Consider the following 13745-nt stretch of genomic DNA (forward strand, 5'->3'; position numbering starts at 1 on the left):
ATCCGGGCTACCGGCCCCAACTAGCTTCGCAACCCCGGCGCTTCCTGCCCCGTGCGCGCGACGTATTCCGTGTAGCCGCCGCCGAACTGGTGGATGCCGTCCGGGGTCAGCTCCAGCACGCGGTTCGAGAGCGTCGCCAGAAAATGCCGGTCATGCGAGACGAACAGCATGGTGCCTTCGAAATCCGACAGCGCGTTGATCAGCATCTCCTTGGTGGCGAGGTCGAGATGGTTGGTCGGCTCGTCCAGCACCAGGAAGTTCGGCGGATCGAACAGCATTTTCGCCATCACGAGCCGCGCCTTCTCGCCGCCCGAGAGCACGCGGCAGCGCTTCTCGACGTCGTCGCCGGAGAAGCCGAAGCAGCCGGCGAGCGCGCGCAAGCTACCCTGCCCCGCGGTCGGAAACGCGTATTCGAGCGATTCGAACACCGTCTGCTCGCCATCGAGCAGATCCATCGCGTGCTGGGCGAAATAGCCCATCTTGACGCTGCCGCCGACCGCCACGGTGCCCTCGTCCGGCTCGCTCGCGCCCGCGACGAGCTTGAGCAGCGTCGATTTGCCGGCGCCGTTGACACCCATCACGCACCAGCGCTCGCGACGCCGGATCATGAAATCCAGCCCGTCATAGATCCGCTTGCTGCCATAGCCCTTGAACACCTTCTTCAGGGCGACGACGTCCTCGCCGGAGCGAGGCGCCGGCGGAAAGTCGAAGGCAACAGTCTGGCGGCGGCGCGGCGGCTCGACCCGTTCGATCTTGTCGAGCTTCTTGACCCGGCTCTGCACTTGGGCTGCATGCGAGGCCCGCGCCTTGAAGCGCTCGATGAACTTGATCTCCTTGGCGAGCATCGCCTGCTGGCGCTCGAACTGCGCCTGCTGCTGCTTCTCGTTGAGCGCGCGCTGCTGCTCGTAGAACTCATAATTGCCGGTATAGGTGGTGAGCGAGCCGGAATCGATTTCGACCACCTTGGAGATCACACGGTTGATGAACTCGCGGTCGTGCGACGTCATCAACAGCGTGCCTTCGTAGTCGTGCAAAAACTTCTCCAGCCAGATCAGGCTTTCCAGATCGAGATGGTTGCTCGGCTCGTCGAGCAGCATGACGTCGGGACGCATCAAGAGAATCCGCGCGAGCGCCACGCGCATCTTCCAGCCGCCGGAGAGCTTGCCGACGTCGCCGTCCATCATCTCCTGACTGAAGCCGAGGCCAGAGAGCGCCTCGCGCGCCCGGCCGTCCAGCGCATAGCCGTCGAGCTCCTCGAAGGCGTGCTGCACCTCGCCGTAGCGCGCGATGATCTCGTCCATCTGATCGGCCTTGTCGGGATCGGCCATGGCGGTCTCGAGCTCACGCAACTCGGCCGCCACCGCACTCACCGGCCCTGCCCCGTCCATGACCTCAGCCACGGCGCTGCGGCCGGCCATCTCGCCGACGTCCTGGTTGAAATAACCGATGGTGATGCCGCGATCGGTCGAGACCTGCCCTTCGTCGGGCAACTCCTCACCGGCGATCATCCGAAACAGGGTGGTTTTTCCGGCGCCGTTCGGCCCGACGAGGCCGATCTTCTCGCCCTTGTTGAGGGCGGCGGAGGCTTCGATGAACAGGATCTGGTGGCCGGCTTGCTTGCTGACGTTGTCGAGGCGGATCATGAGGTCTTCTGGGGGAATTTTTGCGTTGCAGCGTAATAGGCCATGCGGGTTGCCAAGGGAAGCCCGGCCGGACCCGGATCAGCCCGGACTTTCGCTAAATTCCTGTAATTCGCCCAAAAGCTTACGGCTTATAGACCTCGACCGTCTGCATCATGCCCATCTCCTCATGGTTCATCATGTGGCAGTGGAGCATGTAGACGCCGGTGAAATCGATGAAGCGCGAGCGGAACACGACCTGGCCGCCCTTGCGCTCCACGATCACGGAATCTCGCCATTCCGGCGTGGCGAGCGCCTTGCCATTGACCGAGACCACCTGGAACGGATTGGTATGAATGTGGAAGACGTGGTCGTCATGCTCATGGGTGTTGACGATGGTCCATTCCTCGACCGCGCCGAGCTTGACCCGCTGGTCGATCCGTCCGGGATCGAACTTCTTGCCGTCGACGAAGAACTCGAATTCCTCCCAATGGCCGGCGGCATCGGCTTCCGGCGCGGTCGCCGACAGCACCACCTTGCGGCGGTTGGTGATCTCGGACTCCTTGATGCTGGCGAGCGGCGCCGGCGGCAGGGCGCCCGGCAGCTTCATGTCCATCGCCGCGCCCGACACCACGACCCGTGCCAGCGGCCCCACCGGCGAAGGGTGCCCCTGGTCGTAAGGGGCCGCGTTAAAGGCGTAGGTGCCCGGCGCGCCTGCCTTCACCACGATATCGGCCCGCTGGCCCGGCGCGATCAGGATCTGCTTGAGCGGTTGCACAGCGCCGAGCTGGATGCCGTCATAGGCGATCGCATGCAGATCGTGCTTCTCGAGATCGAGCAGCATGTCGTCTTGATAGGCGGCGTTGAGGATACGCCAGCGCTGCACCTCGCCGGGACGCATCTCGATCACGGGCCGGCGCTGGCCGTTGATGGCGAGAAAACGCGTCGCGGTCTCCGGAAACAGCGTCTCGAAATTCTCGACCATGCCGCTGGAGTCGTAGACCACCTGGGTCAGCACCATCAGGCGTTCGCGGGCTGTGGCGATTTCGGGCACGTTGGCGAAATCGCCCTCGATGACGACGGCGCCGACCATGCCGGAGGACATCTGGATATCCGCGCTGCCGTGGTGGTGCGGGTGATACCAATAGGTGCCGCTGGTGTGATCCGCCGGAAGGGCGACTTCGATGTTGTAGCTGCGGCCGGGCGCCATCGAGCGCATGACGTTGTCGGAAATCCCGCTCGGGCTGGCGTGCGCGCCGTGAAAATGAACATTGGTGTTGTTGAACTGGTGCGGATGGCTGATGTCCGCCGGCAATCCATCGCGATTGGGCGGCAGGTCGTTGATCAGCTTGATCCGCAGGGTATCGCCGGGCTTCATCCGCAAGGTCGGTCCGGGACTGCCGCCTTCATAGGACCTGACATAGAGCCTGACGCCGCCGATCTGGCGATAGGCATAGCCGACGCGCAAGGTGGTGCTCAGCACGCCGTCGACAGACCGCCGCACCTCGGGCTCGACCAACAGTTGATCCATGGCGGGCACCGGCGCTTCAGCGACCATCCCCATTGTCGGCGACATGTCCGCGGCGTGGGACATGCCCGCATGGTCGTGCACGGCTTGCTGGGCGTTCGCGGCACCTGCGAACAGCGACAACGCGCCGGCCTTGAGACCGCAATCGAGCAATTGGCGGCGCGACAGTGTCGTCGTGCCCGTCACGCTGGTGACCGAAGACGCACCGTTCGGATCATACTGCATTTGAATGTCGCCCCCTGTTGCCGGACCGTCTTCCGTTCGATTCGATTTTAAAGCAAGCTCTAAACCGGAATTCGAGATGCAAGCACACTACATTCACCGGTTGTAAAGGTTCTCACGCCTTCTATCGTCGCATGATGGATCGTCGCGGATTCGCGCTGGCGCTCGCCCGTGTGCTCTGGACATCGAATGCTGCCAGCATCCCGATGTCCTCGAAACTCTGTACAAGGATATGATCATGGGGCCTTCGCGACGCGAGTTCGTGAAGTGGTTGTCGGCGGGAGGCATCTCGGTCAGCCTGTCTCATCTGGCTTCGGCAGCCGGCGTGCCCTTCGCAGAGCACGAGACGCTGCCTGGACGCGGCAAGTTCAACCCCGCGGCGAAAGGCGCCGGCCGTGTCGACGGCGTCGCCAAGGTCACCGGCGCGAAGCTTTACGCTTCCGACTTCCGCGCCAATGATCTGGCGGGCTGGCCACAGGCCACCTCGCACGCGATCCTGGTCCGCGCCAATGACGCCACGCATGTCTACACCGGACTGGACCTCGCGCGCCTCAAGGGCGCGCTGAAGCCGTCCGTCGTCGTGACCGCGGATGATCTCGGCCGCATCGGCACAGAGGTCCCGGAGTTCTATGCCGGCGACCTGTTCTGCCCGCCCGGCAAGACGCCGCTCTATCTCGGACAGCCGGTTGCGCTGCTGATCTTCGAGACCTTCGATGCCTTCGACCAGGCGCGCCTCGCGCTACGCGACGGCACGTTCGTCCAATTCGGCGAGGAGACCGGGCCTGTCGTCATCCCGGATTACGGGGCGTTCCGCTTCACCCGCGTGGCAGGTCCCTCGCCTGACAAGCCGGACGTCTATTCGCCGATCCAGGCCGGCTGGGTCTCGCCCAAGAAGGTGCAGAGCGCGGCGCTGCCGGTGTGGTCGCCTCTCGCGAAGGACATGCCGGCGGATTACGCCAAGGCGGCGAAATATGGCGAGCAGATCCGCGCCGAGCTTGCAGCGGATGACGCTTCCATGCTGGTGCTCGACCACGAGTTCGAGACGCAATCGGTCGACCCGATGTTCCTCGAGCCGGAATGCGGCCTCGCCTGGTACAACGGCAAGGGCGGCACTCTCGAACTGCTGCTCGGCGTGCAGTCGCCCTACGAGGCGGCGGAGTCGATCGCGCATCTCTTCGCCAAGGCTCGGGCACCCTACAAGCCGGCGCACATCAACGCGCAGTTCGCCCATGTCGGCGGCGGCTTTGGCGGCCGCGATCACACACCTTTCATTCTTTATGTTGCGCTCGCCGCGGTGTGCTTTCCGGGCAAGCCCGTGCGGCTGGCGCACGACCGCTACCAGCAGTTTCAGGGCGGCATCAAGCGCCACGCGATCAAGATGCGCTCGCGTATCGGCATCGATCGCGCGACCGGCAAGATCAAGGCGTTCGCCGCCGATCACGTGCTCGACGGCGGCGGTACCGCCCATTTCTCGGCCAGCGTCGCCGTGGTCGCAGCCACCGGCGCGATCGGCATCTACGACATTCCCAAGGTCGACGTCACGACCGTCGCGGTGCACTCGCGCGGGGTGAGCGCGGGCTCGATGCGCGGCTACGGCATCCTGCAGGCCATGACGGCGCTGGAGGTCCTGATCGACGAGGCGGCGTCCGAGCTCAAGCGCGATCCGATCGAATTCCGGCGGCGTAACGCTCTGCCGCAGAACGGCCGGACCATGACCGGCAATCCCTACATCGTCTCGGTGCGCACGCCCGAAATCCTCGACAAGCTCGAGCAGCATCCGATCTGGCAGCAGCGGGCGCAGTTCAAGCAAACGTCGTCGGATCGGCTGGTCGGCACCGGCGTTGCCTGCGTCACGAAAGACTATGGCTCCGGCGCGGACGGCTCGCTCGGGCGTGTGGAGCTTGGCCCCGACGGCAGGATTGTGATCTATTGCGATCACGTCGAGATGGGCAACGGCATCGGCACGGCGCTGGCCAACCGCGTCGCGACCCATCTCGGCGCCATCGCCGACGACGTCTCGGTCGCCCGCGTCGACAGCTACGACGTGCTCGGGCTGGTCACATCAGGCGATCCCGCCACCATCGACCAGAAGACCCAGGATGCCGCGGAGAAAAATCCGCGCTGGGTGCCCGCGATCAGCTCGCCGACAAGCTCCTCGATCGGCGCGCATGTCGGCACCCATTCCGCCGGGGAAGCCGCCCACGTCATCTTCCGCTTCGGCCTGTGGCCTGCGGCGCTGGAACTGTGGCGCATCGCAAAGACTGATCCACGCGCCCGGCAATGGGCCGCCGCAAGCTGGCAGAACGGGCAGCTCACCATGCCCGGTCTCGAACCGCTGGCGCTGCCGGTCCTGGCCGCGAAAGCTCATGCGCGCGGCTTCGTCACCGGTGCGGTTGCGCACAGCTTCTCCCGCTGGGCATGGTCGCGGGCCCGCTTTCCGCTGTTCGGCGAGCAATACCGCGCCGACATCGACGCGCTGGCGATCCGCAGGGGCAACGGCAAGTTCGAACGGATCAACCGCGCCAGCGTCAAGTTTCCGCCGACCGACAACAACCGGATCGGCACCGCCTACACCTCGATGTGCGGCACGGTGGTCCGCGTCGAGATCGAGCGCGCGACCGGCGCCTTGCGCATCGCCAAGGCCTACAGCGTGTTCGAATGCGGCACCGCGCTCGTGCCTGATGTGGTGATGGGCCAGGCCCAGGGCGGCTTCGCCATGGGCGTCGGCTACGCCCTTCTGGAAACGCTGCCGCCGTTGGAGGGCGGCCCGGGCGGCGGCGACTGGAATCTCGGACGCTATCTGGTCGCACGTGGCTCGGATCTGCCTCTGCGCGATCTCGAGATCGAGATGCTGAAGCCGCAGACAGCGGACGAGGCGCCCAAGGGCATGGCCGAGGTCGTGATGATCCCGATCGTGCCGGCGCTAATCAACGCCATCCATGACGCTACCGGCCATCGCTTCCGCGCGCTGCCGGTCACCGCAAGCCTATTGAAGGGAGTGCTCGCGTGACGACCCTCAGCCTCACCATCAACGGCCGCAAGCACGGTCCGATGGACGTCCGCGACGATCTCTCGATGAACGATTTTCTGCGCGAGATGCTGGGCATGACCGGCACCAAGTTCGGCTGCGGCGCCGCGCAATGCCTGAGCTGCGCCATCATCGTCGATGCGCCCGACGGCACCAGCGCCACCACCCCGACCTGCATCGCGCCCGCCGTGAATTTTGACGGCAAGTCGATCCGCACCGTCGAGGGACACGCTGGGAACGGCGAGCTCTCAGTGCTGCAAAAGGCCTTCATCGACCATTTCGCCTTCCAATGCGGTTACTGCACCGCCGGCTTCCTCAACGAGGGCCAGGTTTTGCTGGAACGTCTGTCGCGCACACCGGTGCCGCGCGAGACGCTGGAGCAGACCATCGCGGATGCGCTCGACGGGCATCTCTGCCGCTGCACCGGGTATGTCAGATATCACGAGGCGGTGCGCGACGTGATCCTCGCCGATTCAAGCCGCTACCTTGTTGCCAACAAGTGAGCGGGCCCCGGGGGACACGCGCCATGATCTCCGACGCGCGATTGAAGACGATAGCCGTGATCGCGGCGCTCGCCGGCAGCCTGTGTGCAGCCTACGCGGCCTCGGAGACAGCGAACCACGCGCTGGCGTCGCCCGAGAGTTTCGCTAGCATCAACGACACCGAGAAGCGCTCCGCCGCGATCTTCACCGAGCTCGGAAGAGTGCTGACGCATCCGCGCTGCACCAATTGCCATCCCGCCGGCGACAGGCCGCATCAGGGCGACAGCGCCCGCCTTCATCAGCCGCCGGTCACGCGCGGTGCCGACGGCCACGGCCTCGAGGCGATGCGCTGCAACGCCTGCCACCAGAACGCCAATTTCGAGCCGGGTCGCATGCCCGGCCATCCCGCCTGGCACCTTGCGCCACGCGAAATGGCCTGGGAGGGCAAAACCATCGGCGAGATCTGCGAACAGATCAAAGTCCCCGCGCGCAATGGCGGGCGCAAGGTCGAAGACCTGATCGACCATATCGGCAAGGACACCCTCGTCGGCTGGGCCTGGAAGCCCGGCTTCGGCCGCTCCCCGTGCCAGGCACGCAGGAGCAGGCCGGCGCGCTGGTCGAAGCCTGGGTGAAGACCGGGGCTGCGTGTCCGGCGCCGTGAGTGCGTGCTGATAGATTCGATTTGGAGACGACCCGCACGCAAGCCGCGTCGCCGACTACACAAAGAAATCATGCGTCGGATGGTGCACCACGCCTGTTGTGTGATCAACGGCGCCCTGCTCGGCGTGTGAAGGACCAATCAGGTCTGCATCCTGGATCTGCGCCGGTTCATGATGGCCGGCATTGTGCAGACCATATCCAATCGTATTGTGTCCGTGGCTATCCCCGGAATGATCTGAAGCTTTGGCCTCTGCCATATCATTCTTGAAGTGAAAGGAATCTCCGGGCCCGGGCGCATGTACCGGAGCGGAGGCATCGGTCGAGTGGCCGTTGCCGCCAGCATGCTCGCTCGGCCCCCCCTGCACATTCTTGGAAGCATTTGAATGCCCCTCGTGGACGTCACGCTGCGATTGGCCGGAATTGGCGTGGCTTCCAGACACATCATCCTTGACATGCTTCTCGGCAGCTGAGGAACCGCCCTTTGAAGCATGCAGATCACGCTGCGATTGCGCGTGATCTGAATCGTGTCCCGGCGGGCCGTGCTCGGCATGCGGCTTGCCAGCTGCCTCGTCTTCTTCCGAAACGGGCAAACCACGCGGCGATTGGTCACGATCGGCGCCGTGGACTGCGGTCAGCTGTATTGTATCGTGTTCGGCATTCGTCGACGCGTCCTTGGCGGCGGTTTGATCAAAGCCGCCATGATCGACGAGAGCATCGACGGCGCCAGATCCGACGTGAGAGTTGCCGTTGCCGCTGACGCGACCCTGACTCGCGGCTGCATCGATGATCTGAAAATCCTCGCTTCTACCGATGGTATCGCTTCGGGCAGCCTCGAAAACGAATGAGTCTTGGTGTATTTCGGGATTGAGCCAGGCCAAATTGTCAAGGCCGCCGAGATCTGCTTCGGCGCTGGCGGCATGATTGAGACCCATCAGCTCGCTGGTGCCGTTTGTGGCAACGGACGCAGAGAAATCGCTCAGGCTATCGCAAAAGTTGAATGCCTGCGCGGGGCTGTTAAGGAACTCGTACAGCAAGACGCCGACGGTCGTCATCAGGAACGTCCCACTGGTCAAGCCCGGCCTTGGAGGGTTGAGGGTCGGCAACGAGATCGTGCTGACGGCACTATCGGCACGGGATTCGATGGGCCTGCCGGCCTGCATCGGCATGTCGCCTATAGAATTCTCAATGCGGCCGGCTTTGCCCAGGGCTTTGGCCGTTTTGACAAGTGCGGCGGTCGTCTTTTGGCGGTCGATCTTGATGGTTACGACTGCTCCGGTGCCATCCGCGGCCATGACCGTGACACTCACGGTATTCGCATGACCAAATGCGGTCGCGCTTGCGTCCTGAACGTCGTCCAGCGCTGCCCAAATCAGAGCTGCAAGCGCGCCGATCCCGCCGAAAAGGCGCGACAGGGCGAACGCTGCGAGCTCGGTCCGGCTTTTGATCTCGAGCTGCGCAGATATGTGATCGAGCCGTACCTTGATGGTGCCTGGGGCGACCTTAAGTTGGCGCGCAATCTCCTTGTTCGACATGCCGCAGGCGACCAGACGCATGATCTTGCGCTCATGGTCCGTCAGCGCTGCCAATCCAGTTTTGCCAAACGCGCCATTGCCGGCCTTGCTCGCAGCCGCCCGGCCCGCGGGCGGCACCACCAGTCTCAGAGACTGCATCAAGGTCTCGGGCTCCTCGCGCATCGGAATCGCGCTACAGGCACCCGCTTCAATTGCGGCAGCGAGATCGCCATGCGCAACCGACGCAGTGTAGAAGACCAGTCGTGTGGGAAGCTTTTCGGCAGTGACGGCGGCGAGCATTTCAGAAGCCGTCACGTCGGAGAATCCGTCCTCTACAAGCACGACATCTGGCGTCAGCCGACGAACTGCTTCGAGGCAACCGGCTCCATCAACGCACGACGCAACGATCTCGAAGTCATGCTCCGCCGCAAATAGCGACGCAAAACCCTGCAGAACGATAGGACGGCGATCTGCTATCACGAGTCGGATACGAAGCATCTGCGTTACCTCGCCCCGGCGTTTCGTCCTAACTTGCCGGAGTGCGATCCAGCTTCAACGCCGTCATTTTCAAAGCAGCGCGGCAACGCACAACACCCGCCTTGGTTCCGATAAATTATTCGGCGATCGCAGCGCGGTCCGAGCTCCCGGCATTGCCGCAAAATCCTGGATACTAGCGCAGCAAAACGCGTTTAGTCGATCACCTCATCGGCCACGGCCAGGAGGCGGTCCGGCGCCGCGATGCCGAGAGTTTTGGCCGTCTTGAGATTGAGGACCAGCACAAACTTGCTGGACCGTTGGCTTTCCCGGCGGCCATCACCAGAGGCAAGACGCGCCCCATGTTGGTGTAGAGCAGCGGCTCGCCGGAAACGTAGAGGGCACCAACGCCGTCGCGGATGCTTGCCGTGGGCTCGACGTCATCGAGCCCACGAAGTTCATGGCGAACAATCTCAAAGCCGAGTTTGACCGGCAACGCTTTGCAATGCGTTGGCGGGCCTCGCTACGGCGAGATCAGTGGATTCTCGACGAGATCGCCGACGCAGAAATTGGCCATGTGCGCGACGGCCTCGGTGCTATGATAGTCACCGAATTCGGCAGTGGCTTCCTTGCCAGCGTACATTCGTGCGATTCCAGCGCCGCCAGGGTGATGGGGAGCCCACTCGGTGATATCGTAAACTTTTCCTGAGACGATGATCCAGCAGTCGTTTTGCGTGTCGTGCAGGGCGACCTCGTCGCGCGTGACGCGGCGCGTACCCTTGGCGGGATTAGCGGGCATCCAGAGCTTGGAGGTGGTCCCACCGTACTTGACCTTGGCGGCTCGGCGGAAGTCCCATGGTCCCAATCTCTTGGAAGGCAACTCGGTGCCGATCCTGCGGGCGTCGTAGGCGTAGATCCAGGAATCGTCCTCGCCGCCGCGCTTGTCGTGGGCAAAGGCGGGGCTCACGCGCTCGTCCAGTTTCTCGAGTAGCGCCTTCTGCTCAGCGGTGTCCTTCGCCCTCAGGTGATCGAAAGCGAATTTGGATCCCAATTGGAAGCGGGTGGCGCGGTAGTGCCGCACGCGTTCGTAATGCAACAAGGCTGTAGGCACATCGCGCTTGTGAAGCGTAAAGGCGCTGGCAAGGGCAGCGGCGTCCTCGAAGGATTGAGCAGCTCCCTGACCAAAGGTGGGAAGCATCGGGTGCGCCGCGTCCCCGAGCAGGCAGATGCGGCCCTGCACCCAGGTTTCGAGCGCATCGCGATCGTAGAGGCCCCACTTCGTAGGACGAACGATCGCCCCCGCCAGAGCGACGAGGTCGTCTCTGCTGGGGTGCCGCGTGAACGCCTCGCCAACCTCGCGAACGATCTCTTCCTGACTGACGGGAAACCAGTCGCCCTCCTCCTGCTCGAACGCGGCGGAGTCAGGCTCATAATGCGCGATCCACACGTTCAACAACTCACCGCCGCGCACCCAGTACGTCGTTGCCCCGCTCCTGTCGGCGCGATGGCGGTCCATGCTGAAGCAGTTGACGGGATTGTGGTCCAGCAGGCTACCGTCAGCCTTGCGGAGCGATGCAACCACTGTCCGCGGAATGAGTCCACGAAAGCACGTCACCTCGGTCCAGCGCTTGGGACGGGGATTCGGCCACGCCAGCTGCAAAGTGGCAGAGTTGATCCCGTCGGCACCCACGAGAACCTCTCCCGTGGCGGTTCGGCCATTCGAAAAGGTCGCTGTCACCTCGCCGGTGGTCTGACGCAACTCTGTCAGCCTGCAGTCCATGTGCACCGTGATCGGGCACGGCGCCCCGCTGTCGGGATCGAATTCGAACACCCGCTTATACAGGCACATCAACAGATCCAGCCTGTGCATGTGGTGAAACCCGGCGCCATCGCCTGCGGCGGTGAGATGATCGAACGGCCTCTGTGTCACGCTCCCATCCGCGTTGAACTGCCGGGTCGATTCCAGAATTGCCGCCCGGCCACCGTCGATCACCCCATGGCGGCCCTTGGGATCCCCGCCATCGAGATCGACGCCCAGCCAACGACATATCCGCGCCCCGTTGGGCGGGATATTCAACCCGGCACCTGCGGTGCTAGGCACCTTGGTTTGCTCGCAGACCTCGACCGATGCGAAGACGCCGGATTGTCGCAGCGCTAACGCCGTCATCAACCCGCCCATTCCCGCACCGACGATGATTGCCCGCATCGGTCTTCCTTCCGAAGTAAGCGAACGCCTCTCAACTCACGGCCGGAGTAAGTGGATGTCGCCTGATCAGATGGCTCGATCCTAGCCCCGGGCGGATCGGCAATAAAGGAGCTCGTCGCATAGCCTATCGAATTCGCAGCAGCGCATCTGCCGGGAACAAGTTTCAGGTCGCCGAAATCAAGCGACCAGGACGTCCGCGCTGGTCAAGACTTCGCGGCAGGCTCAGGCGCTTGTCGCCTACGGCTATTTTGTGCAACCTTGGCGGGTCACGGGAGAAGTTCGATGTTGGCCAGGATTATGACGGCCGCTGTTGCCGTGCTTTGTCTCTTCGTGCCCTGCGCCAGCGGCGCCCAGACGGAGTCCACGCCTCCCGCTGCACCCGTCGAACGAGTTATGGCGCACGCTGTCGATCAGCTATTTGCTAAATGGGCTCGGCCAGACTCGCCCGGCGCTTCCATCGCCGTCATTCAGAACGGCAACGTTATCTATAGCCAAGGCTATGGCGCAGCCAATCTGGAGTATGGCGAGCCAAACACGCCGGAAACCGTGTTCCACCTTGCGTCGGTCTCAAAGCAGTTCACCGCCTGCGCGATCTACCTGCTCGCTCAGGACGGAAAACTGACTCTGGATGATGACGTTCGCAAGTATGTTCCGAAGTTGCACGATTTTGGCAAGTTGATCACGATCCGCCAGCTGCTCCATCACACGAGCGGTGTCCGAGACCAGTGGAATCTGTTGGCACTGGCAGGGTGGCGGCTCGACGACGAGATCACGGACGATGACGTCGTGCGCCTGCTGTTTCAACAGACGGAGTTGAACTTCGCGCCTGGCGATCAATTCCTCTACAGCAACAGCGGCTACACGCTCCTCGCCATGGTCGTGCAGCAAGCGTCGGGCAAAACGTTGGCCGAGTTTGCCCAGGAGCGCATCTTCACCCTCTCGGCATGTCTCATACACATTTTCAGGATCAGTACGGCACGGTCGTCAAAGACCGCGCCTATTCCTACGAGCGGCGGCCGGACGGCAAATACCAGTATGTGGCTCTAACCTATTCGACGGTCGGACCATCAAGCCTCTTTTCAACGGTCGGCGACCTCGCGCGCTGGGACGAGAATTTCTACACCGGCAAGGTCGGCGGCCTGACACTGCTCGCCGAGATGCAGCAGAAGGGCAAGCTCAACAACGGCAAGGATATCGACTACGCCTCAGGGCTGTTCATTGGAAAGTATCGCGGACTCAGGACGGTTGCTCACGCTGGCGGCGACGCCGCATATCGGACGAATATTCTCAGGTTTCCAGAGCAACATTTCTCAGTCGTGGTCCTCGCAAACGCGGGGGATTTGAATCCAACAGCGCTCTCATTCAGGATCGCCGACCTCTATCTCAAGGATCTGCTAAAACCAGCGTCTGACAAGCCAGCCTTTGACGAAAAGCCGGAAGTCGCGGTCGACCCGAGGATCCTCGACGCCTATGTTGGCGACTATGAGCTTAGACCTGGCTTCATCATTTCCTTCAGCAGGGACAATGACCACCTCGTCACGCGCGCGACCGGCCAGCCATCGTTTCCAATGTACGCAGTCTCGAACACCGCTTTCCGCCTGAGAGCAGTTCTCGCGGAAGTCGTATTCGAGGAAGTGCAGCAAGGCGGAACGGTCGAGAACGCAATTCTCCACCAGAACGGCGCAACTGTTCCGCTGAAGCGGATAGCCATTGCCAAGCCCGCGGCGGACCGGCTTAAAGCGTACGAGGGCTACTATTACAGCACAGAACTCGGCGTCATCTATGAAGTGTTCGCGCGTGAGAACGGGCTGAAACTTCACTATCCCCGGGGCGAACTCGACCTGCAGCCCGTAGGTACTGACGCTTTCGCGACAGGCTTTCCGGTCGGAAGTCTGAAGTTCGCGTGTGCTGACGACGGCAAGTGTAATGCGCTGTCCGTCGATATCGGCCGGGTCAAAGAGCTGCGGTTCACTAGGATCTCGCTCGATCCGATCCGTCCGAAGCCATCCAAATGA

6 protein-coding genes and 2 pseudogenes are annotated in these 13745 nt (G+C 63.0%); 4 read left to right on the forward strand and 4 right to left on the reverse strand.

All coding sequences use genetic code 11. The annotated features are described in order from the left end of the window. Positions 1-20 precede the first annotated feature (20 nt). Positions 21-1643 (reverse strand): ABC-F family ATP-binding cassette domain-containing protein, encoded by a 1623-nt coding sequence (locus AB8Z38_RS08285; RefSeq protein ID WP_369724151.1) that lies wholly within the window; start codon positions 1641-1643, stop codon positions 21-23. 121 nt (positions 1644-1764) lie between these two features. Then, on the reverse strand, positions 1765-3372 hold the full coding sequence (locus tag AB8Z38_RS08290; RefSeq protein ID WP_369724153.1) for a multicopper oxidase family protein: 1608 nt from the start codon (positions 3370-3372) through the stop codon (positions 1765-1767). A 235-nt stretch (positions 3373-3607) separates the two neighbouring features. Between AB8Z38_RS08290 and AB8Z38_RS08295 the strand changes: the two genes are divergently transcribed. The 3 genes and pseudogenes from AB8Z38_RS08295 (at position 3608) to AB8Z38_RS08305 (ending at position 7540) form a co-directional block, all read left to right on the forward strand. After that, positions 3608-6379, forward strand: coding sequence for a xanthine dehydrogenase family protein molybdopterin-binding subunit (locus tag AB8Z38_RS08295; protein WP_369724155.1), 2772 nt, complete (start codon positions 3608-3610; stop codon positions 6377-6379). Beyond that, positions 6376-6900, forward strand: a complete 525-nt coding sequence (locus AB8Z38_RS08300) for a (2Fe-2S)-binding protein (RefSeq protein WP_369724157.1) — start codon at positions 6376-6378, stop codon at positions 6898-6900. The genes AB8Z38_RS08295 and AB8Z38_RS08300 overlap by 4 nt, the downstream gene beginning before the upstream one ends. Positions 6901-6923: 23 nt before the next feature. Further along, positions 6924-7540 (forward strand): annotated as a pseudogene (locus tag AB8Z38_RS08305) (Isoquinoline 1-oxidoreductase subunit). 55 nt (positions 7541-7595) lie between these two features. Here the strand turns inward: AB8Z38_RS08305 and AB8Z38_RS08310 are convergent. Both AB8Z38_RS08310 and AB8Z38_RS08315 read right to left on the reverse strand, forming a co-directional pair. Next, positions 7596-9548, reverse strand: coding sequence for a LuxR C-terminal-related transcriptional regulator (locus tag AB8Z38_RS08310; protein ID WP_369724160.1), 1953 nt, complete (start codon positions 9546-9548; stop codon positions 7596-7598). Between the two features lie 499 nt (positions 9549-10047). Continuing rightward, entirely contained in the window at positions 10048-11730 is a 1683-nt protein-coding gene (locus tag AB8Z38_RS08315) for a cytochrome b5 domain-containing protein (protein WP_369724162.1), read from the reverse strand. 393 nt (positions 11731-12123) lie between these two features. Here AB8Z38_RS08315 and AB8Z38_RS08320 point away from each other — a divergent pair. Beyond that, positions 12124-13745: pseudogene (locus AB8Z38_RS08320) on the forward strand (serine hydrolase).

It is taken from the genome of Bradyrhizobium sp. LLZ17, assembly GCF_041200145.1.
Classification (GTDB): Bacteria; Pseudomonadota; Alphaproteobacteria; order Rhizobiales; family Xanthobacteraceae; genus Bradyrhizobium.

Coding starts and splice junctions, on each gene's coding strand:
- AB8Z38_RS08285 (WP_369724151.1), bottom strand. CDS start 1,643: ATGATCCGCCTCGACAACGTCAGCAAGCAAGCCGGCCACCAGATCCTG.
- AB8Z38_RS08290 (WP_369724153.1), bottom strand. CDS start 3,372: ATGCAGTATGATCCGAACGGTGCGTCTTCGGTCACCAGCGTGACGGGC.
- AB8Z38_RS08295 (WP_369724155.1), top strand. CDS start 3,608: ATGGGGCCTTCGCGACGCGAGTTCGTGAAGTGGTTGTCGGCGGGAGGC.
- AB8Z38_RS08310 (WP_369724160.1), bottom strand. CDS start 9,548: ATGCTTCGTATCCGACTCGTGATAGCAGATCGCCGTCCTATCGTTCTG.
- AB8Z38_RS08315 (WP_369724162.1), bottom strand. CDS start 11,730: ATGCGGGCAATCATCGTCGGTGCGGGAATGGGCGGGTTGATGACGGCG.